Source organism: Cellulosimicrobium sp. KWT-B, assembly GCF_002127155.1.
Classification (GTDB): Bacteria; Actinomycetota; Actinomycetes; order Actinomycetales; family Cellulomonadaceae; genus Cellulosimicrobium; species Cellulosimicrobium funkei.
In genome coordinates this window covers 84,630-104,092 of the sequence record NZ_NEDO01000003.1, presented here as the reverse complement: position 1 = coordinate 104,092, position 19,463 = coordinate 84,630, and the positions used below count along the sequence as shown (strand labels likewise).

At 75.3% G+C, this 19,463-nt stretch carries 17 protein-coding genes; 12 read left to right on the top strand and 5 right to left on the bottom strand.

Features of this window, described 5'->3' with window-relative positions; translation table 11 throughout:
• Nucleotides 1-9 precede the first annotated feature (9 nt).
• The 3 genes from B9L22_RS10310 to B9L22_RS10300 are packed head-to-tail and all read left to right on the top strand — an operon-like array spanning nucleotide 10 to nucleotide 1,636.
• Nucleotides 10-894, top strand: coding sequence for a hypothetical protein (locus B9L22_RS10310; protein ID WP_086150322.1), 885 nt, complete (start codon nucleotides 10-12; stop codon nucleotides 892-894).
• 47 nt (nucleotides 895-941) lie between these two features.
• Complete coding sequence (locus B9L22_RS10305) at nucleotides 942-1,265, top strand: DUF2277 domain-containing protein (RefSeq protein WP_086150321.1); 324 nt, start codon at nucleotides 942-944, stop codon at nucleotides 1,263-1,265.
• 56 nt (nucleotides 1,266-1,321) lie between these two features.
• Complete coding sequence (locus B9L22_RS10300) at nucleotides 1,322-1,636, top strand: hypothetical protein (RefSeq protein WP_306303318.1); 315 nt, start codon at nucleotides 1,322-1,324, stop codon at nucleotides 1,634-1,636.
• Between the two features lie 18 nt (nucleotides 1,637-1,654).
• On the opposite strand, the gene B9L22_RS10295 is transcribed toward B9L22_RS10300, so the two are convergent.
• Nucleotides 1,655-1,870 carry a hypothetical protein gene (locus tag B9L22_RS10295; protein WP_021482368.1) on the bottom strand — a complete coding sequence of 72 codons (216 nt, stop codon included), beginning with the start codon at nucleotides 1,868-1,870 and terminating at the stop codon, nucleotides 1,655-1,657.
• Nucleotides 1,871-2,084: 214 nt separating this feature from the next.
• Between B9L22_RS10295 and glgX the strand changes: the two genes are divergently transcribed.
• The 4 genes from glgX to B9L22_RS10275 are packed head-to-tail and all read left to right on the top strand — an operon-like array spanning nucleotide 2,085 to nucleotide 9,737.
• Nucleotides 2,085-4,292 (top strand): glycogen debranching protein GlgX, encoded by a 2,208-nt coding sequence (glgX, locus tag B9L22_RS10290; protein ID WP_086150320.1) that lies wholly within the window; start codon nucleotides 2,085-2,087, stop codon nucleotides 4,290-4,292.
• The gene (treY, locus tag B9L22_RS10285; RefSeq protein WP_086150319.1) at nucleotides 4,289-6,940 is read left to right on the top strand and encodes a malto-oligosyltrehalose synthase; all 2,652 of its coding nucleotides are present in this window, start codon (nucleotides 4,289-4,291) and stop codon (nucleotides 6,938-6,940) included. The genes glgX and treY overlap by 4 nt, the downstream gene beginning before the upstream one ends.
• Nucleotides 6,937-8,832, top strand: coding sequence for a malto-oligosyltrehalose trehalohydrolase (gene treZ, locus B9L22_RS10280; RefSeq protein WP_086150318.1), 1,896 nt, complete (start codon nucleotides 6,937-6,939; stop codon nucleotides 8,830-8,832). The genes treY and treZ overlap by 4 nt, the downstream gene beginning before the upstream one ends.
• Before the next feature lie 14 nt (nucleotides 8,833-8,846).
• Nucleotides 8,847-9,737: a polyphosphate kinase 2 family protein gene (locus B9L22_RS10275; protein WP_086150317.1), complete on the top strand. Its 891-nt coding sequence runs from the start codon at nucleotides 8,847-8,849 to the stop codon at nucleotides 9,735-9,737.
• Nucleotides 9,738-9,740: 3 nt separating this feature from the next.
• Here B9L22_RS10275 and zapE read toward each other — a convergent pair whose 3' ends face one another.
• On the bottom strand, nucleotides 9,741-10,862 hold the full coding sequence (zapE, locus tag B9L22_RS10270) for a cell division protein ZapE (protein WP_086150645.1): 1,122 nt from the start codon (nucleotides 10,860-10,862) through the stop codon (nucleotides 9,741-9,743).
• A 37-nt stretch (nucleotides 10,863-10,899) separates the two neighbouring features.
• Between zapE and B9L22_RS10265 the strand changes: the two genes are divergently transcribed.
• Both B9L22_RS10265 and B9L22_RS10260 read left to right on the top strand, forming a co-directional pair.
• Complete coding sequence (locus tag B9L22_RS10265; protein ID WP_086150316.1) at nucleotides 10,900-11,757, top strand: dihydrofolate reductase family protein; 858 nt, start codon at nucleotides 10,900-10,902, stop codon at nucleotides 11,755-11,757.
• 5 nt (nucleotides 11,758-11,762) lie between these two features.
• Nucleotides 11,763-12,248, top strand: coding sequence for a hypothetical protein (locus tag B9L22_RS10260; RefSeq protein WP_086150315.1), 486 nt, complete (start codon nucleotides 11,763-11,765; stop codon nucleotides 12,246-12,248).
• Between the two features lie 61 nt (nucleotides 12,249-12,309).
• Here the strand turns inward: B9L22_RS10260 and B9L22_RS10255 are convergent, their stop codons facing one another.
• Complete coding sequence (locus B9L22_RS10255) at nucleotides 12,310-13,050, bottom strand: aspartate/glutamate racemase family protein (RefSeq protein ID WP_086150314.1); 741 nt, start codon at nucleotides 13,048-13,050, stop codon at nucleotides 12,310-12,312.
• 100 nt (nucleotides 13,051-13,150) lie between these two features.
• Between B9L22_RS10255 and B9L22_RS10250 the strand changes: the two genes are divergently transcribed.
• Nucleotides 13,151-14,383 carry an ATP-grasp domain-containing protein gene (locus B9L22_RS10250; protein WP_085388020.1) on the top strand — a complete coding sequence of 411 codons (1,233 nt, stop codon included), beginning with the start codon at nucleotides 13,151-13,153 and terminating at the stop codon, nucleotides 14,381-14,383.
• A gap of 102 nt (nucleotides 14,384-14,485) precedes the next feature.
• On the opposite strand, the gene B9L22_RS10245 is transcribed toward B9L22_RS10250, so the two are convergent.
• Nucleotides 14,486-15,655 carry a DegT/DnrJ/EryC1/StrS family aminotransferase gene (locus tag B9L22_RS10245; protein ID WP_086150313.1) on the bottom strand — a complete coding sequence of 390 codons (1,170 nt, stop codon included), beginning with the start codon at nucleotides 15,653-15,655 and terminating at the stop codon, nucleotides 14,486-14,488.
• A 220-nt stretch (nucleotides 15,656-15,875) separates the two neighbouring features.
• On the bottom strand, nucleotides 15,876-17,312 hold the full coding sequence (gene gndA, locus B9L22_RS10240) for an NADP-dependent phosphogluconate dehydrogenase (protein WP_086150312.1): 1,437 nt from the start codon (nucleotides 17,310-17,312) through the stop codon (nucleotides 15,876-15,878).
• Nucleotides 17,313-17,570: 258 nt separating this feature from the next.
• On the opposite strand from gndA, the gene B9L22_RS10235 reads away from it, so the two are divergent.
• Nucleotides 17,571-18,191, top strand: a complete 621-nt coding sequence (locus B9L22_RS10235) for a DUF3000 domain-containing protein (RefSeq protein WP_034655857.1) — start codon at nucleotides 17,571-17,573, stop codon at nucleotides 18,189-18,191.
• The gene (locus tag B9L22_RS10230) at nucleotides 18,188-19,462 is read left to right on the top strand and encodes a ribonuclease D (protein WP_086150311.1); all 1,275 of its coding nucleotides are present in this window, start codon (nucleotides 18,188-18,190) and stop codon (nucleotides 19,460-19,462) included. The genes B9L22_RS10235 and B9L22_RS10230 overlap by 4 nt, the downstream gene beginning before the upstream one ends.
• Nucleotide 19,463: the final 1 nt, after the last annotated feature.

Sequence of the window (19,463 nt, the reverse complement as noted above, 5' to 3'; positions counted from 1 at the left end):
TCTCGGCGCATGCCCGACCAGCGCCCCGCCCACGACGTCCTGCCGCTCGGCGCGGCCCCGCGTCCCACGACCGCCCCCGAGCTGCTCGCACGCCTGCGGCCGGCCGTCCTCGACACGCTGGGCCCCGAGGTCGAGGGCACGGCGGCCGTCCGGCTCGACGCCGACCTCGAGGGTGCGGACGTCTCTCGCCTCGACGTCGACCTCACGGGTGTCCGGGTCCGGGTCGGGGCAGACCGCCCCGCCTCCTCGTCCGGGCGCAGCACCTCCCCGACGGTCGACGTCGAGCACGTCCGCTCGCGCGAGGACGCGGTGGTGCGCCGACTCCGGGTCGACGCGCACCCGCTCCTGGTCGACGACGTCCCCGTGGACGTCACGGCCGAGATCGAGGGACTGCGCTTCCGCTGGGTCGAGGGCGCCGACGGGTCGCTCGCCGTCGAGGGCGTGGAGCCCGACGACGCCGCGCCCCTCGGCGGGCACGTCCGCGTCTCCGCCCCGCGCGAGGCGGTCCTCGCGACCGCCCGGAGGATCGTCGCCACCGAGCTGCAGAACATCGGCCTCACGCTGGCCTCGCTCGACGTCGACCTCGTCGCGACAGGGCCGCGCACGGTGTCGCTCCAGGCGTTCGCCCGCGTGCGCAAGGGACTGCTCTCGGCGAGCGTGCGCGCGACCGGCACCGCCGAGGTCGACGCGCGCATGGTGCTCACCGTCCGCGACCTCGAGCTGTCGAGCCGCAACCCCGTCGTCGCGGCGCTGCTCGTGGTCGCGCGCGGCGAGCTGGCGAAGGTCGAGGGGCGCCACGTCGACCTCGCGGCCGACCTGCCGCCGGGGGTGCGGGTGGCGGACGTGCGGGTCGAGGCGGGCGAGCACCTCGCGGTGACGGCCCGGCTCGCCTGACCCCGGTCACTCTTGTGGCGCTCCTCACACGCACGTAGCGTCGAGGCATGTGCCGGAACATCACGACCCTGCGCGGCCTCGAGCCGCCCGCGACCGACGAGGAAATCGAGGCGGCTGCGCGCCAGTTCGTCCGGAAGGTCACGGGCATCCAGCGCACGAGCGCCGCGACCGAGGAGCCGTTCGAGCGTGCGGTCGACGAGGTGACCGCGATCGTCGCGCGCCTGCTCGACGAGCTGCCCGAACGCCGGAACCCGCCGACGACGGTCCCGCCCCTGCGGCGCGAGGAGGTCCGGGCGCGCATCGCCGCCCGCGAGGCCGCCGAGCGCGAGCACGAGCGGGCGCACGAGCTCGGGCTCGCGCACACCCACTGAGACGGGCCGCGACGGCGGGTGCGGCGAGGTCCCGGCGGCGTCTAGGCTCGGAGCCCGTGACCGACGCACCCGCCTCGCCCCCGCCCCAGGCCCACCGGCCCGAGCCCGTGAGCGCGACCATGCGCCGCGCCAAGGCGGACGCGCGGTCGGAGCACGTGACGATCGGGCAGGTCCGCGAGGACGCCGCCGGGCGCGTCACCATCGACTGCTCGTGCGGCATGCCGCTCACCAACGGTCCCGACTGGACCGTCGACGAGCACATCCGCCTGCACCGGGCCGAGGCGCGCTACCTCGCCCTCAGCGCCGTCGCCCCCGCGGGGATGCCACGGCTCATCGCGGTCGACGCCGACCGCCTGCCGCGCGTCGACTGAGGGCCGCGCGCGAACGTCCTAGAGCTCGTCCGGGTCGTCCCAGGACGTGCCCGACGACGCGCCGTCGATGGGCCGGCGCTCGTTCTCCGAGAGCGACTGCGGCGCCTTCGTCGCGTCTCCCCCGGTGAGCACGTCGCCGGACCCCTCTCCCTCGTCCTCGCGGCGCGGGGACAGCCGGGCGGACGCGATGTCGGACTGGTTGAGGTCGTCGCGGTGGTGTGCGTGGGTGCTCATGGCACGGGTCTACCAGGTCCGCCCGCGCGATGCACGACCGTCCGCCTCCGGGCGCGTCGGTGCGCTGCACGGGCGGGGCGACCACCAGGTCGATCGCCGCTTGGCACACTATTACTGCCCTGATCGCGGCCGGAGACCCCGGTCGAGATCGATCGCGTCACCGAGGGGCCTCCTGCGACGACAGCGAACAGGACCCCGTGACATCCTCAGGGACATGCAGACCTGGCCAGGCCACCCCTACCCCCTCGGCGCCACGTACGACGGCACGGGGACCAACTTCGCGCTGTTCTCCGAGATCGCCGAGCGCGTCGAGCTCTGCCTCTTCGACGACGACGGCACCGAGACCCGCGTCGACGTCCAGGAGATCGACGCGCACGTCTGGCACGTCTACCTCCCGGGCAAGGGCCCCGGCACGCGCTACGGCTACCGCGTGCACGGCCCCTACGACCCCGCGAACGGCCACCGCTGCAACCCGGCGAAGCTCCTGCTCGACCCGTACGCGAAGGCGATCGAGGGGCAGATCGACGGCGACGAGTCGCTGTTCTCCTACCGTTTCGCCGACGCGGACGAGGTCGCGCAGGCGGACGAGCCCGCCGAGGGCGAGGAGGACGACGCGCCCCCGCCCGCTCCCCCGCTCAACGACGACGACTCGGCCGGGCACACGATGATGTCGGTCGTCATCAACCCGTTCTTCGACTGGGGCCACGACCGCCCACCGAACCGGGACTACCACGACAGCGTCATCTACGAGGCGCACGTCAAGGGCATGACGATGCTCCACCCGGACGTCCCCGACGAGCTGCGCGGCACCTACGCGGGGATGGCGCACCCGTCCGTCGTCGAGCACCTCGTGACGCTGGGCGTCACGGCGGTCGAGCTCATGCCCGTGCACCAGTTCGTCAACGACCCCACGCTCGTCGAGAAGGGGCTGTCGAACTACTGGGGCTACAACACCATCGGGTTCTTCGCGCCCCACAACGGGTACGCCGCCCACGGGACGCGCGGGCAGCAGGTCATGGAGTTCAAGACCATGGTCAAGGCGCTGCACGAGGCCGGCATCGAGGTCATCCTCGACGTGGTCTACAACCACACCGCGGAGGGCAACCACCTCGGCCCGACGCTGAGCTTCCGCGGCATCGACAACAAGGCCTACTACCGGCTCGTGGACGGCGACGAGGCGCACTACTTCGACACGACCGGCACGGGCAACTCGCTGCTCATGCGCTCGCCGCACGTGCTCCAGCTCATCATGGACTCGCTGCGGTACTGGGTGACCGAGATGCACGTGGACGGGTTCCGCTTCGACCTCGCGGCCACGCTCGCGCGCCAGTTCCACGAGGTCGACCGCCTCTCGGCGTTCTTCGACATCGTGCAGCAGGACCCGGTCATCTCCCAGGTCAAGCTCATCGCCGAGCCGTGGGACCTCGGCGACGGCGGCTACCAGGTGGGCGGCTTCCCGCCCCTGTGGACCGAGTGGAACGGGCGCTACCGCGACACGGTGCGCGACTTCTGGCGCGGCGAGCCCTCGACGCTGCCCGAGCTCGCGAGCCGCCTCACGGGCTCGTCCGACCTCTACGAGCACGGCGGGCGCAAGCCCATCGCCTCGATCAACTTCGTCACCGCGCACGACGGCTTCACGCTCAACGACCTCGTGTCCTACAACGAGAAGCACAACGAGGCGAACGGCGAGGACAACAACGACGGCGAGAGCCACAACCGGTCCTGGAACTGCGGGGCCGAGGGCCCGACGGACGACCCCGACGTGCGGTCGCTGCGCGCGCGCCAGCGCCGGAACTTCTTCGCCACGCTGCTGCTGTCGCAGGGCGTGCCCATGCTCGCGCACGGCGACGAGATCGCGCGCACCCAGCGCGGCAACAACAACGGCTACTGCCAGGACAACGAGATCACCTGGATGGACTGGGGCGGCGAGGAGGGCCTCGACGACGAGCGGGCCGCGCTCCTCGACTTCGCGCGCCGGGTCGTCTGGCTGCGCCGCGACCACCCCGTGCTGCACCGGCGGCGCTTCTTCGTGGGCCGGCAGGACGGCGCGGAGCCGGGCACGCCCGAGGGTCCGGACGACCTCCCGGACATCGAGTGGCTCGACATCACCGGCTCGCGCATGGACCAGCAGGACTGGGACCACGCCTACGCGCGCACCGTCATGGTGTTCCTCAACGGCGACGCGATCCCCGAGCAGGACCGGCGCGGCGAGCCGATCGTCGACGACTCGTTCCTGCTGCTGCTCAACGCGCACTCCGAGGACCTGGACTTCACCGTGCCGCCGGCGGCGTACGGGGAGAGCTGGGACGTCGTGCTGGACACCGACGGCACGGTCGACGTCGGCGAGGTGCTGCAGCCCGGGGAGACCGTGTCCGTGACGGGCCGCAGCGTCATCGTCCTGACCCGCCCGCCGCTGCGATGACCGCCGTCTCCCCCGTCGGCACGCCGGGCGCGCCGCCCCGCGTCCCGGTCTCGACGTACCGGCTCCAGCTCGGTCCCGACCTCACGTTCGACGCCGCCGCGCGCCAGGTGCCGTACCTCGCGACCCTCGGCGTCACGCACCTCTACCTCTCGCCGGTGCTCCAGGCGGCGCCCGGGTCGACCCACGGGTACGACGTCGTCGACCACACGCGGATCAGCGACGAGCTCGGCGGGCGCGAGGGCCTCGGCCGGCTCGCGGCCGCGGCCCGCGACGCGGGCCTGGGCATGGTGCTCGACGTCGTCCCGAACCACATGGCGGTCCCCACGCCCGCGTGGCACAACCGTGCGCTGTGGTCGGTCCTGGAGGAGGGCTCCGACTCCCCGTACGCCCGGTGGTTCGACGTCGACTGGTCGGCGGGCGAGGGCGCGGTCCTCATGCCCGTCCTCGGCGCGCGCCTCGGCGACGTGCTCGCTGCGGGCGAGCTCGTGCTGGACGAGGTCGAGGTCCCGGGCACGCCCGGGCCACGGCGCGTGCTGCGCTACTACGACCACGTGTTCCCCGTGCGCGCCGGGACGGAGGACCTGCCGCTCGCGGAGCTCGTCGAGCGCCAGCACTACCGGCTGGCCTACTGGCGCGTGGGCGACGAGGAGCTCAACTACCGCCGGTTCTTCGACGTCGGGTCGCTCGTCGCGGTCCGGGTCGAGGACGAGGAGGTCTTCGACGCGACGCACGCGCTCGTGCTCGACCTCGTCACGTCCGGGGTCGTCGACGGCCTGCGCATCGACCACCCCGACGGCCTCGCGGACCCGGCGCAGTACCTCCAGCGCCTCGCGGACCGCACCGACGGCGCGTGGGTCGTCGTCGAGAAGATCCTCGCGGGCGAGGAGCAGGTGCCGCCCGACTGGGCGACGGTCGGCACGACGGGCTACGACGTCGCGTGGCGTCTGCAGCAGCTCTTCGTCGACCCGGGCGGCCGGTCGGGCCTCGACGCGGTGATGACGCGCCTCACGGGCGCGCCTCCCGGCGGCCTCGGCGCGCTCGTCGAGGAGGCGAAGCGCGAGGTCGTCGCCGGGCCGCTCTACGCGGAGGTGCACCGGCTCACGGACCTGGCGGCCGCCGTCTGCCACGACGACCCGCGCCTGCGCGACCACACGTGGCGCGGCCTGCACCAGTGCCTGCGCGAGCTGCTCGTCGCGTTCGACCGCTACCGGGCGTACGTGGTGCCGGGCACCCCGCCGCGGCACGAGGCGGTCCGGGCGGTCGAGGAGGCGGCCGAGCGCGCCCGCGCGCACCTCGACCCGCAGCGCGCGGAGACGCTCGCCGTCGTCGTGGACCTCGTGCTCGGCCGCGAGGTCGGCAGCGCGGGACGACGGCGCGAGGCGCGCCGCGACGAGCTCGTCGTGCGCTTCCAGCAGGTGTGCGGGGCCGTGACGGCGAAGGGCGTCGAGGACACGGCGTTCTACCGCTGGACCGAGCTCGTGAGCCTGTGCGAGGTCGGGGGCGAGCCGGACCGGTTCAGCCTCGGCGTGCACGACTGGCACGCGTTCGCGCAGCGGTTCGCCGCGCTCACCCCGCACGCCCTCACGGCCGGGTCGACGCACGACACCAAGCGCGGCGAGGACACGCGCGCGGCCCTCGGCGTGCTGTCCGAGGACGCGGGCGCGTGGTCGCGGCTCGTCGACGAGGTGCGCGCGGCGACCGCCCCCTACCGCGGGGTCCTCGTCGACGGTCTCGCCGAGAACCTGCTGTGGCAGACCGTGGCCGGGACCTGGCTCCCCGACGCGACCACGCCGGACGACGCGCCCGGCGGCACGTCCGAGGCCGCGATCTCTCCCGACCGGCTCGTCGACTACCTGCGCAAGGCGCTGCGCGAGGCGAAGGTCGCGACGTCGTGGACGAGCCCGGACGAGGCGTACGAGGAGGCCGTCGCCGAGCTCGCCCGCCGCGCGCTCGCCGACCCCGCCGTGACCGGGGCGTTCGCCCGGTGGGCGCGCGAGCACCGCGAGGAGCTGCGCGCCGCGAGCCTCGGGATCACGCTCACGCGGCTCACGGCCCCGGGCGTCGCGGACGTCTACCAGGGCGCCGAGTCGTACGCGCCCACGCTCGTCGACCCGGACAACCGCCGCCCCGTGGACGTCGACGACCTCACCGAGCGCCTCGCGCGGCTCGACGGCGGGGCGCCCGCGCGGACGCTCGCGGACGAGAAGCTGCTCGTCACGGCGCGCGCCCTGCGCGTGCGCCGCGCCCTCGCCGCCGCGTTCGTCGGCGACGGAGCCGGGTACGCGCCCGTCGCGTCGTCGACGCCGTGCGCGCTCGCGTTCGCGCGCACGGCCCCGGCCGGCGTCCCTGCCGGCGCGCCCGCGACCGCCGACGCGTCCGGTGGCGACCGCACGGACGACGTGGCCGTCGCGCACGTCGTCACGGTGGCGACCCGGCTCGCCGGGACGGTCGACCGCCTCGGCGGGTGGCGCGACCACGTCGTCGCGCTCCCCGCGGGCACGGGCGCGTGGGTCGACGTGCTCACCGGGCGCGAGCACCCGGCCGGGACCGTCCGCGTCGCGGACCTGCTCGCCGACCTGCCGGTCGCGCTGCTCGTCGCGCCGGGCTCCGCCGCGAGCGCCGCGGCGACGGGCGAGGGCGCACCATGACGGCGGGCGCACCGGTCCCGCCCCCGCGCGTCCCCGCACCCCAGGCCACGCCCCTGCTCGCCGTGCCGGGGCCGCGGCCCGTGGTGTGGGCGCCGACGGCGCGCAGCGTCGAGCTCCTGCTGCCGGAGCAGGGCTCGGGCACGTTCGAGGGCGCCGAGCGCCTCCCGCTGCGCCTCGTGGGGGCGCACGTGCCGGGCTGGTGGGGGTACGACCACGAGCTGCCGTGGGGCACGGACTACGGGTACTCCGTCGACGGCGGTCCGGGCCGGCCGGACCCGCGCAGCCCGTGGCAGCCGTACGGGGTGCACGGGCCGAGCCGCACGTTCGACCCGGCGTTCGCCTGGACGGACGCCGCGTGGCCGGGCCGCGACGTGCGCGGCGAGGTGCTCTACGAGCTGCACGTCGGGACGTTCACGCCGCAGGGCACGCTCGACGCGGCGATCGACCGGCTCGACCACCTGGTGGCGCTGGGCGTCGGCGCGGTCGAGCTCCTGCCGGTCGCGGCGTTCGGCGGCGAGCGCGGCTGGGGCTACGACGGCGTGCACCTGTACGCGGTGCACGAGCCGTACGGCGGCCCGCGCGCGCTCCAGCGGTTCGTGGACGCCGCGCACGCCCGGGGGCTCGCGGTGGTGCTCGACGTCGTCTACAACCACCTCGGCCCGTCGGGGAACTACCTGCCGGAGTTCGGCCCGTACTTCACGGACGCGCACACGACCCCGTGGGGCTCGGCCGTGAACCTCGACCGCCCGGGCAGCCGGGAGGTGCGCGAGTGGGTGATCGACAACGCCGAGCGGTGGTTCGTCGAGTTCCACGTGGACGCGCTGCGGCTCGACGCGGTGCACGCCCTCGTCGACGACTCCCCGACGCACCTCCTCGCGGAGCTCGCGCGGCGCGTGGACCGCGTGGAGCAGGAGCTCGGGCGGCCGCTGACGCTCGTCGCCGAGTCGGACGAGAACGACCCGGCGACCGTGACGGGCGTGGAGCAGGGCGGGCGCGGGATGCGCGCGCAGTGGGCGGACGACGTCCACCACGCCGTGCACGCGCTGCTCACCGGGGAGCGCCAGGGCTACTACGTCGACTTCGGCTCGGTCGCGGTGCTGCGCAAGGCGCTCACGGGCGTGTTCGTGCACGACGGCACGTTCTCGACGTTCCGCGGGCGCGACTGGGGCCACCCGGTCCCCGCCGGGACCGACGGCCACGCGTTCGTCGTGAGCGCGCAGAACCACGACCAGGTCGGCAACCGCGCGCACGGCGACCGGACGTCGGCGACGCTCGACGGCGGCGGCCTCGCGACGGCCGCGGCGCTCGTGCTCGTGTCGCCGTTCACGCCGATGCTGTTCATGGGCGAGGAGTGGGGCGCGTCCACCCCGTGGCAGTTCTTCACGGACCACGCCGAGCCGGAGCTCGCGGAGGCCATCCGCGCGGGCCGGGCGGCCGAGTTCGCCGACCACGGGTGGGGCGGCGGCGACCCCGTGCCCGACCCGCAGGCCCGCTCGACGCGGGACGCGAGCGTCCTCGACTGGTCCGAGCGGGAGCGCGGCGAGCACGCGCGCCTGCTCGCCTGGTACCGGGACCTCGTGGCACTGCGGTCGCGACCCGACGTGCGCTCGGGCGACCTCGCGCTCGTGCGCGTCCACGGCCCGGGCGGCCCGGACGACGACGCGGCCGGCGAGGAGCCGACGACGGGCGCCGCCCCGCACGGCGGGCCTGCGTTCGTCGTCGACCGGCGCACCGTCGCGGTCGCGGTGAACCTCGGGGACGCCCCGCGGCGCCTGCGGCTCGCGCTCGGCGGCACGCCGCGCGTGCTCGCCGCCTGGGACCCCGCGACCCGGGCGGGCCGGCACCACGTCGACCTGCCCGCGCGTTCGGTCGCCGTCCTGGCGCGCGGGTGACTACGCTCGCGCCCATGGCGACGACGACGAAGACGAAGGCCACGCACGGCGGCGGCGCGGAGGGCGCCTGGGAGGTCCCGCCGGAGCAGGCGCTGCGGGTGCCGGAGGGCTTCGACCTCGCGGCGTTCGACCGCGCGTCGACACCGGGGTTCACGGGCGACAAGGCCGCCGGGAAGGCCCTCGTCGCGCAGCACGCGGACGAGCTGTCGGAGCTGCAGGAGCGCCTGTTCGCCGAGGGCCGCTCGGGCGGGTCGCGGTCGGTGCTCCTCGTGCTGCAGGGCATGGACACCGCGGGCAAGGGCGGGATCGTGCGGCACGTCGTGGGGCTCGTCGACCCGCAGGGCGTCGCGCACCGGTCGTTCGGGGTGCCCACGCCCGAGGAGCGGCGGCACGACTACCTGTGGCGGATCCGCCGCGCCCTGCCCGAGCCCGGGCACATCGGCGTCTTCGACCGGTCGCACTACGAGGACGTGCTCGTCGCGCGCGTCGACGCGCTCGTGCCGCCCGAGGTCTGGGAGGCGCGCTACGACGAGATCAACCGCTTCGAGGCAGAGGTCGCCGCGGCGGGGACGACGATCGTCAAGGTCGCCCTGCTCGTCTCCTACGAGGAGCAGCGCGCGCGGCTCATGGAGCGGCTCGAGCGCCCGGACAAGTTCTGGAAGTACAACCCGAACGACGTCGACTCGCGCCAGAAGTGGCCCGCGTACCAGGAGGCGTACCAGGCCGTCCTCGACCGGACGAGCACCGACGTCGCGCCGTGGCACGTGGTGCCGGCCGACCGGAAGTGGTTCGCGCGCCTCGCGGTGAGCGAGCTCCTGCTCGACGCGCTGCGCGGCCTCGACCTCGGGTGGCCCCCGGCCGACTTCGACGTCGCGGTCGAGAAGGCGCGCCTCGCCGCGACGTGATGCTCAGGTCGCCCCGCGCGCGACCGTGCGGCCGTCCTCCGCGAGCGCGCCGAGGCGCGAGAGCGCGCGATAGTACTTCTTGCGGTACCCGCCGCGCAGCATCTCCTCGGTGAACAGGCTCCGCTCCCCCGTGTACGCGTCGGTCCCGGCGAGGAGCACGGGCACGTCGCGGTCGTAGAGGCGGTCGACGAGCACGACGAGGCGCAGCGCCGCGGACTGCTCGGTGACGGGGTGCACGCCCGTGAGCGCGACGACCTCGACGCCGTCGAGCAGCGCCCGGTACCGGCTGGGGTGGACCTGCGACAGGTGCGCGAGCAGGTCGTCGAACACGTCGAGGGTCGCGCCGGGCCGGCCGGTGACGGCCGCCTCCACGTCGGCCTCGGGCAGCGGCGCGGAGTCCGTGACGACCGCGCGGTGCCGGTAGTCCTCACCGTCGACGCGCAGCACCTCGAACCGGGCCGCGAGCGCCTGGATCTCGCGCAGGAAGTCCTCGGCGGCGAAGCGGCCCTCGCCGAGCGCCTCGGGGAGCGTGTTCGACGTCGCGGCCAGCGCCACGCCGCGGTCCGCGAGCTCGCGCAGGAGCCGGGACATGAGGACGGTGTCGCCCGGGTCGTCGAGCTCGAACTCGTCGATGCACACGAGCTTCTTCGTGGCGAGCGCGTCCACCGTCGCCCGGAAGCCGAGCGCGCCGACGAGGTTCGTGTACTCGACGAACGTGCCGTACGCGCTGACGTCGAGGCCCACGGCGTGCGCGAGGGACGTGAGCAGGTGCGTCTTGCCGACGCCGAACCCGCCGTCCATGTACACCGCGGGCGCGGTCTGCTTCCGGGCGCCGAACAGCCCCTTGCGCGCGGGCTTCACGACGGCGGCCGCGACCTCCTCGAGCCGCGCGACGGTGCGCGCCTGGCTCGGGTAGGCGGCGTTGGCGCGGTACGTCGAGAACCGCGCGTCGGCGAAGTGCCGCGGCGGCACGAGGTCGGCGAGGAGCCGGGCGGGAGGTACCGAGGGCCGGACGTCGGCGAGGGCGCGGACGGGCCCGCCGGGGGTCGGCGCGGAGGCCGACGCGCGGGCGGTGCCGGGGAGGGCTGCCGGGGCCGAGGAACCACCGGAGGCGGGCGCAGTCACGAGGATCCAGCCTACGCCTGCGGCTAGCCTGGCCGCTGTGACCTCGACCACCACCCCGCCCGGCGGGCCGGCCGCGCCCGGCGGGCGCACCGACCTCCCCGCGCTCGACGTGCTCCTGCCCGCCGCGGAGCACCTCCCGCCCGACCCGCGCGAGGACCGGCTCGCCGCGCTCTACGCCTACGGGACGCCGGTGCGCGGGGCGAGCGTCGTGCGCGCGAACATGGTCGCGAGCGTCGACGGGGCGGCGTGGGGCCCCGACCAGCGGTCGGGGTCGATCAACGACGACGCGGACTGGCGCGTGTTCCGCGTCCTGCGGGCGCTGGCGGACGTGGTGCTCGTCGGGGCGGGCACGGCGCGCGCCGAGGGCTACACCCCGCTCGGCCGGCCGCGCGGGCTGCGGCACCTGCACGACGCCCCGCTCGAGCTCGCCGTCGTCAGCCGCAGCGGCCGCGTGCCCCCGGCGCTCGCCGGGACGGACCGCCCGCCGTTCGTGCTGACCGGCCCGGCCGGGGCCGCCACCGCCCGGGGCGACGTGCCCGCGGACCGGGTGCTCGTCGTCGGGCAGGACGCGGCGGACGACGCGCTCGACCTCGCCGCGGGGCTCGCCGCGCTCGCCGGGCGCGGCCTCACGCGCGTGCTCACCGAGGGCGGCCCGTCGCTGCTGGCGGACCTCCTCGCCGCGGACCTCGTCGACGAGCTGTGCGTGACGACCACCCCGACGCTCGTGGGGCCGGGGCCGGGGCCGGGACGGATCGTCGGCGGCGCCCCGGCTCCCGGGACGACGACGGCGCTCCCCCGCGGGGCACGCCTCGCCCACCTGCTGCACGCCCCCGAGGACCGGCCCGGGTCGCCCGCCGGTACGACCGCCGCGCGCTGGCTCCTCCCGCTAGGCTGACCCGCGTGACCGACACGATCCTCGTCCTGACCGAAGACACGCTCAACCCGGCCGACGTGCAGCACATCCTGTCGCTGCACCAGGACGAGCAGCTCGCCTACCGGGTGCTGGTCCCGGCGGACACGGAGCGCAACGTCATCTCGGGGATCGTCGACCACCTCAGCGTGGGCGAGCTCAAGGAGGCGTGGGACGAGGTCCTGGGCCGCGAGCCCTCGCCCACGACGGCGAAGGCGGAGGCGAGCGAGCAGCTCGAGCGCAGCGTGGCCGAGCTCCGCGCGGCGGGCCGCGAGGCGGACGGCGTCGTCGTCGACGACGACCCGCTGCCGGCGCTGCGCACGGCCGTCGCGTCGGGCGGGGCGCGCGAGATCGTCGTCGTGACGTACCCGCACGCGGTCGAGGACACGTTCCACACCGACTGGGCCTCCCGCGCGCGCGAGGAGCTGCACGTCCCCGTGCTGCACCTCTACTCGGGCACGAGCGAGCTGGGCTGATCCTCCGCGCGTCCGGCCGACGAGCGCGTCGGCCGGTCCGGCGGTCGGCGGACCCGCGGGGTCACGCCTCGCGGACGCGGTGCCCGGCGCGGCGGATCGTCGCGCGGGCGAGCTGGTCGGTCGAGTCGAGGTAGAGCGGGTCGGCGAGCAGGTCGTGGTCGACGGCGACCACGGACAGCTCCGTGCAGCCCAGCACGATCACCTGGGCCCCACGCTCGACGAGCCGGCCCGCGACGGCGCGGAACGTCTCGATGTCGACCGGCCGCCCCGCCTTCACCTGCTCGTAGATGATCTGCGACACGAGCGCCTGGTCGGCGTCGTCGGGCACGAGCGCCTCGACCCCGTGGCGCGCGAACGCGTCCTGGTACACCCCTGACGCCGCGGTTCCCGCCGTGGCGAGCAGGCCCACCGCGCGCAGGCCGTCGACCCGCGCCCGCGCCGCGTCGACCGTCGTGTCGATGATGGACACGAACGGGACGCTGATCGCGTCGAGCACCTGCTGCGTGAAGTAGTGCGCGGTGTTGCACGGCATGACGAGGAAGTCGGCGCCGAAGCGCTCGAGCCGCTCCGCGTCCCGCGCGAGCACCGGGCCCGGGTCCGCGTCCGACCGCCCGAGGATGAAGTCCGTGCGGTCGGGGATCGTCGCGTGGTTGAGCACGACGGCGTCGACGTGGTCCTGGTCGCGCTCGGCCTCCGTGAGCGCGACGAGGAGCTGGAGGAAGTAGGCCGTGGCGAGCGGCCCGACACCTCCGAGCACTCCGACGAGGGGCTGGGCGTGGTCCTGGTCCGGTCGCGACGTCACCCGTGGATCCTACGGCGCCCGCGTCCCGGGGAGCGGGCCGCGCGGACCGTAGGATGGCGGACGCCCGCCGACCCGACAGAGAAACGGACGACCCTCCGCGATGACGTACGGCAACGCCGAGTTCCTCCCCATCGTCCTGGGGACCAACCTCAACACCTACAACATCGCGAGGTCGTTGCACGAGGCGTACGGCGTCCGCACGCTGGCCCTGGGCCGCTTCCCCCTGCGCGAGACGGCGGACTCCCGCATCGTCGACGTGCGCACCTACCGCGACTTCGACGACCCCGAGCGCATCGTCGCCGTCCTGCGGGAGCTCGCCGAGGAGTTCCCGGGCCGCAAGCGCCTGCTCATCGCGAACATCGAGTTCTACACGAACGTCGTCATCGCCCACCGGGCCGAGCTCGAGGACCTCTACGTCATCCCGCTCGTCGGCGAGGACCTGGCCGCGCGCCTCATGAACAAGACGGACTTCGCGCGCACGTGCGCGGAGCTCGGTGTGCCGCACCCGGAGACGGTGATCGCCACGGCGGCCGACGTCGACGCCCCCGGCTTCGGCGAGGACCTGCCCTTCCCGTACCCGCTCATCCTCAAGCCGGCCGACACCGACACCTACCCGCGCCTGCGGTTCGAGGGCAAGAAGAAGGTGTACCTCGTCCAGGACGCGGCCGAGCTGCGCGACGTCGGCCGCCGCATCTACGCCGCCGGCTACACGGACGACCTCATCGTCCAGGAGTACCTCGCGGGCGACGAGTCGGTCATGCGCGTGGTCAACACGTACTCCGACCGCCACGGCCGCCTGCGGTTCCTGTCCGCGGCCCAGATCGTGCTCGGCGAGTACGACCCGAAGCTCGTCGGGAACTACAACGCCGTCGTGACGATGAAGGACGACCGGCTCACGGAGTCCGTCCGGCACCTGCTCGACAGCCTCGGCTACGTCGGCGCCGCGAACCTGGACGTCATGTACGACCGCCGCACCGGCACCAGCAAGATCCTCGAGGTCAACCTGCGCCAGGGCGCGGCGAGCTTCTACACGATGGCCGCCGGCGGCAACCTCGCGCGCTGCTACGTCGAGGACCTCGTGTACGGGCGCGAGCTGCCCGAGCAGGTCACGTCGGACGCACGCCTGTGGGTCAACGTGCCCTACCCCGTCGTCCGGGCGCTCGTCCCGGTGTCGCTGCGCCACCGCGTGAAGAAGGCCCGCAAGCACGGCGTGTGGCACACCCTGCGGTACGCTCCCGACCGCAGCCTGCGCCGCCGCCTGGACGTGTGGCGCGTGGACCTGCGCCACACGCTCGACTACGTGAAGTTCGCGCGCTCGCGCCCGTCGGCGTAACCGCGGGAGGCGCGACGCCGACCAGGTGGTCCTGGCCCGTCCGGTGTCGCGGACGCGCCGGGACCGCCTGGTCGGCCGTCACGGACCGCCTGGTCGTGGGGCTCAGGAGCCCAGGGCGGACCGGACGGCCTCGACGAGACGGCTCGCCGTCGCGACGCCCACCGTGGTCGGGAGGTTCACGACGCGCGCGACGAGGTCCTCCGTCGTCGCGAGCGCGGGGTCGCCCGGGGTGTACCCGTAGACCGCGGGGTCGTCCGGGCCCGGGAACAGCGCCGGCCGGTACCACTTCCCGACGTAGAACCCGGCGGCCGTGAGCTCGGCGACCAGACGGTCGGCGGTCGCGGCGTCGGGCGCGAAGAACGGGAACCGCACGAGCGGCGCGCGCTCCCCGATCCCGGCCGGGACCTCGACGACGCCCGACAGCCCGCGCACGTACTCCGCGACCGTGTCGGCGCGGCGCGCCTCGGTGTCGCCGCTGGACCGCAGCGCGTCGACCATGCGGTCCACGACCCACGCGGACGGGCGCTGCGGCGGGTGCGCGAGCCCGCCCCGGTTCTCCACGGGAGCGATCGCCGGCTCGTACGCCCCGACGGCCGTGAGCGCACCGCGCACCTTGCCCGCCGCCGCACCGGGCAGGCGGTTGAGCACGCGCACCTGGGTGCGGAAGCTGCGCGCGGCGAGGTCGAGCCGCGGCCCGACGACGGGCAGCGCGTCGAGCGCCGCCACCGTCGCGGCGCGCAGCGCCGGGTCGAGCGCGGGGCTCACCCACACCGCCCCGCCGAACCGCGTGGGCAGCAGCTTCTCGACGCCGAACGAGTGGAACGAGACGTCGGCGACGGGCGTGCCGTCGGCGTCGCGCGCGAGGCGCCCCACGCAGTGCGCGCTGTCCTCGACGAGCAGCGCCCCGACGGAGCGCGCGGCGTCGCGCAGGCGCCGCGCCGCCGCCTCGTCGACGATGCCGAACGTGTTCTGCAGCACGACCGCCCGCGTGTCCGGGCCGACGGCGAGCCGGTCGGGGTCGATCGCGACCGTCGCCGGGGACACCTCGGCGTAGACCGGCCGCAGCCCGGCCACGAGCACCGGGTCGACCGCCGTCGAGCACGTGAACACCTGCGTGACCACGTCGCCCGGGCCCCGGGCCTCGGCGAGCGCGCGGAACACGACCTCCATGCCGTAGCGGGCCTTGAAGACGAGGAACCAGTCGGCCGGGTCGGTGCCCGTCCGGTCGGCGAGCATCCTCGTCGCGGTCGCGTCCTGCGGGTGGCGGCTCATCGTTCTCCGTGTCGTCCGTCGTCAGGGGTCGGGGCCGACGCAGCGGCCCGCGCGCCTAGCCTGCCACGTCGGCGGGCCGGCCGGGCCGAGCGGCTCGTCACGCGCGGGGGACCGGCCGAGCGACAGGACGTGCGCGCGACACGACGTGCGGGCCGGGACGCGCGACGGCGGCCGCCGCGCCGGAGCGCGACGACCGCCGTCGGGACGTCGGGGAGGGACGTCAGGCGTCGGACTCGGTGCGGTCGCCCGACCACTCGGTGTGGAAGACGCCCGGCTTGTCGACGCGGCGGTAGGTGTGCGCGCCGAAGAAGTCGCGCTGCGCCTGGATGAGCGCGGCGGGCAGGCGCTCGGCCCGCACGCCGTCGTAGTAGGCGAGCGACGACGAGAACGCGGGCGTCGGCACGCCGTTGAGGGCGGCCTGCGCCACCACGCGACGCCACGCCGCGAGGCCGTTGCCGACCGCGCCGGTGAAGTACTCGTCGGCGAGGAGCAGCGGGAGCTGCGCGTCGCGCTCGTACGCCTCGGTGATGCGGTTGAGGAAGCGCGCGCGGATGATGCAGCCGCCGCGCCAGATGCGGGCCATCGCGCCGCGGTCGATGTCCCAGCCGTACTCGGCCGACGCGGCCGCGATCTGGTCGAAGCCCTGGGAGTACGCGACGACCTTCGACGCGTAGAGCGCGAGACGCACGTCCTCGACGAACGCGTCGCGGTCCTGCACGTCCCACGCCGCGGCGTCGGCGGGCAGCGCGGCGCGACCGGCCTCGCGCTGCGGGACCGAGCCGGACAGCGCGCGGGCGAACGTCGCCTCGGCGATGCCCGTGATCGGCACGCCGAGGTCGAGGCCGTTCTGCACCGTCCAGCGGCCGGTGCCCTTCTGCTCCGCCTGGTCGAGCACGACGTCGACGAACGCCTTGCCGGTCTCCGCGTCGACGTGCTGGAGCACGTCCGCGGTGATCTCGATGAGGAACGACTCGAGGTCGCCCGTGTTCCACTGCGCGAAGATCTCGCCGATCTCCCGCGCGGACGCGCCGAGCCCCCGCTTGAGCAGGTCGTACGCCTCGGCGATGAGCTGCATGTCGGCGTACTCGATGCCGTTGTGCACCATCTTGACGAAGTGGCCGGCGCCGTCGGGCCCGACGTAGGTGCAGCAGGGCACGCCGTCGACCTTCGCCGAGATGTCCTCGAGGATCGGGCCGAGGCTCTGGTACGACTCGCGCGTGCCGCCCGGCATGATCGACGGACCGTTGAGCGCGCCCTCCTCGCCGCCCGAGACGCCCGTGCCGACGAAGTGCAGGCCCAGCGCCGCGAGCGCCTTCTCCCGGCGGATCGTGTCGGGGAAGTGCGCGTTGCCGGCGTCGACGACGATGTCGCCCTCCTCCAGCAGCGGCACGAGCTCGTCGATGACGGCGTCGGTCGCCGCGCCCGCCTTGACCATGATGACGACCTTGCGCGGGCGCTCGAGCGAGGCCACGAAGTCCGCCATCGACTCCGACGGCACGAAGTCACCCTCGGTGCCCGCCTCGGCGATCAGGGACTCGGTCTTGGCGTACGAGCGGTTGTGCACCGCGACCGTGTAGCCGTGCCGGGCGAAGTTGCGGGCCAGGTTGCGACCCATGACGGCGAGTCCGGTCACACCGATCTGTGCGCGTGCTGACATCTGCTTCCCTGCTCCTCGAGGGTCGGTCCCGGCGCACGACGGCTGCGCGCGGGAGGGCGCGGAACCGGGCCGGGCGCGGGCGCGCGGCCGGGTGCACCGGGGATGGATACGCTGCCAGCCTAGTCCTCGGGCGCCGTCGCGCCCCGGCGGTGCCACGATCCGGTCACCCGCAGGGATCGTGACGAAGTCGGGGTCACGATTCGATGACACCCGCGCGGCGTGCGTCCCTCCCGCCCCTCCCGCTCGTACTGTGCCGGGGTGACCACCCCTCACGGGACCGACGCTCCCCCGGAGTTCCGTGCCGTCCTCGACGCCCTCGGCGCGCGACGGCTGCGACCCGAGGTGACGCTGCGCGAAGTCCCCGCCCCGCGCCGGATCGCGCCGTGGTCGGTCGCGCTCACGGGCGAGGTCGAGGCGGCGCGCTCCGACGACCCCGAGCTCGCGTCGGGGCGCTTCATCGTCCTCTACGACCCGGCGGGCCAGGAGGCGTGGGAGGGCCGGTTCCGCGTCGTGACGCTCGTGCGCGCGACGCTGGAGCCGGAGATGGCGGCGGAGGACGTGCTCGCCGAGGTCGCGTGGACGTGGCTCGAGGACGCCCTGCACGACACGGGCGCCGTCGTGCGCGCGGAGGGCGGCACGGTCACGCGCGTGCTGTCGCAGAGCTTCGGGGCGCTGGCCGGCAAGCACAACGACGTCGAGCTCGAGATGCGCGCGTCGTGGACGCCCGTCGCGCCGGGCCCGGGCACGGCCGACCTCGGGGACCACCTCGCGGCGTGGGCGCAGCTCCTGTGCACGGCCGCCGGGCTGCCGCCGCTGCCCGAGGGCGTGACCCCCCTCGGTGCTCGACCCCCCGCGCGACGCAATACCGTGGGCTCATGAGCTCGACCGCAGCACCCGCTCCCCCTCCGCTCGACCCCGCACCCGGGGCGGAGCGCGCCCCGACCGTCGTCACCCCGCTGACGGAGCCGTCCGACGGCGTCGGCCCCGTCGTCGACACGCCCGCCGCGTTCGCGCGCGTCGTCGAGGCGTTCGCCGCCGCGAGCGGCCCCGTGGCCGCCGACGCCGAGCGCGCGTCCGGCTACCGGTACGGCCAGCGCACCTACCTCGTGCAGGTGCGCCGCGAGGGCGCGGGCACCGCGCTCGTCGACCCGGTCGCCGTGCCTGACCTGTCGCCGCTGCGCGAGGCGGTCGGGGACGCCGAGTGGGTCCTGCACGCCGCGTCCCAGGACCTGCCGGGGCTCGCGGAGCACGGGGTCGTCCCGGCGAGCGTGTTCGACACCGAGCTCGCCGCCCGCCTGCTGGGGATGGAGCGCGTCGGCCTCGCGGCGGTGGTCGCCGAGGTGCTCGGGCTCGGCCTCGCCAAGGAGCACTCGGCGGTGGACTGGTCGACGCGGCCCCTGCCCGAGGACTGGCTGCGGTACGCGGCGCTCGACGTCGAGGTGCTCGTCCCGCTGCGCCGCGCGCTCGGGGAGCGGCTCGACGAGGCGGGCAAGTCGGACTGGGCGGCGCAGGAGTTCGAGGCCGTCCGTACCGCGGGACCGCCGGCCCCGCGGCCCGAGCCGTGGCGTCGGACGTCCGGCACGCACACGCTGCGCGACCCGCGGCGCCTGGCCGTGGTCCGCAGCCTGTGGGAGGCCCGCGACGCGACGGCCCGGGCCCGCGACATCGCCCCGGGCCGGGTCCTGCCCGACCGCGCGATCGTCGCTGCGGCGGAGGCGCTGCCGCGCACGGCCGGCCAGCTCGTGGAGCTGCCGCCGTTCGCCGGCAAGGGCACGCGCCGTCGGGCGGCGTACTGGCAGCGGGCGGTCGACGCCGCGCTCGCGCTGCCCGCGAGCGCGCTGCCGACCACGCGCGGGCCGCGCACGGACGCCCCGCCCCCGCCGCGCGCGTGGGCGGACCGCGACCCGGGCGCCGCGGCACGGCTCGACGCGGCGCGCGGCGTCGTGCAGGAGCTCGCCGAGCGGTACGCGCTGCCCGTCGAGAACGTGCTCCAGCCCGACGCCCTGCGGCGCCTGTGCTGGACGCCGCCGGAGCCCGCCGACGCGGCGGGGATCGCCGCGTTCCTGCGCGGTCGCGGGGCGCGCGAGTGGCAGGTGGGGCTCGTCGCGGAGCCCCTCGCGGACGCGTTCGAGCGCTCCGGCGAGCGGTAGC

What these genes read in the sequence shown, in the direction of transcription:
- B9L22_RS10230 (WP_086150311.1), top strand. Translation starts at nt 18,188, where the DNA reads ATGAGCTCGACCGCAGCACCCGCTCCCCCTCCGCTCGACCCCGCACCC.
- B9L22_RS10250 (WP_085388020.1), top strand. Translation starts at nt 13,151, where the DNA reads ATGACGTACGGCAACGCCGAGTTCCTCCCCATCGTCCTGGGGACCAAC.
- treZ (WP_086150318.1), top strand. Translation starts at nt 6,937, where the DNA reads ATGACGGCGGGCGCACCGGTCCCGCCCCCGCGCGTCCCCGCACCCCAG.
- B9L22_RS10305 (WP_086150321.1), top strand. Translation starts at nt 942, where the DNA reads ATGTGCCGGAACATCACGACCCTGCGCGGCCTCGAGCCGCCCGCGACC.
- B9L22_RS10295 (WP_021482368.1), bottom strand. Translation starts at nt 1,870, where the DNA reads ATGAGCACCCACGCACACCACCGCGACGACCTCAACCAGTCCGACATC.
- gndA (WP_086150312.1), bottom strand. Translation starts at nt 17,312, where the DNA reads ATGTCAGCACGCGCACAGATCGGTGTGACCGGACTCGCCGTCATGGGT.
- treY (WP_086150319.1), top strand. Translation starts at nt 4,289, where the DNA reads ATGACCGCCGTCTCCCCCGTCGGCACGCCGGGCGCGCCGCCCCGCGTC.
- B9L22_RS10275 (WP_086150317.1), top strand. Translation starts at nt 8,847, where the DNA reads ATGGCGACGACGACGAAGACGAAGGCCACGCACGGCGGCGGCGCGGAG.
- B9L22_RS10245 (WP_086150313.1), bottom strand. Translation starts at nt 15,655, where the DNA reads ATGAGCCGCCACCCGCAGGACGCGACCGCGACGAGGATGCTCGCCGAC.
- B9L22_RS10310 (WP_086150322.1), top strand. Translation starts at nt 10, where the DNA reads ATGCCCGACCAGCGCCCCGCCCACGACGTCCTGCCGCTCGGCGCGGCC.
- glgX (WP_086150320.1), top strand. Translation starts at nt 2,085, where the DNA reads ATGCAGACCTGGCCAGGCCACCCCTACCCCCTCGGCGCCACGTACGAC.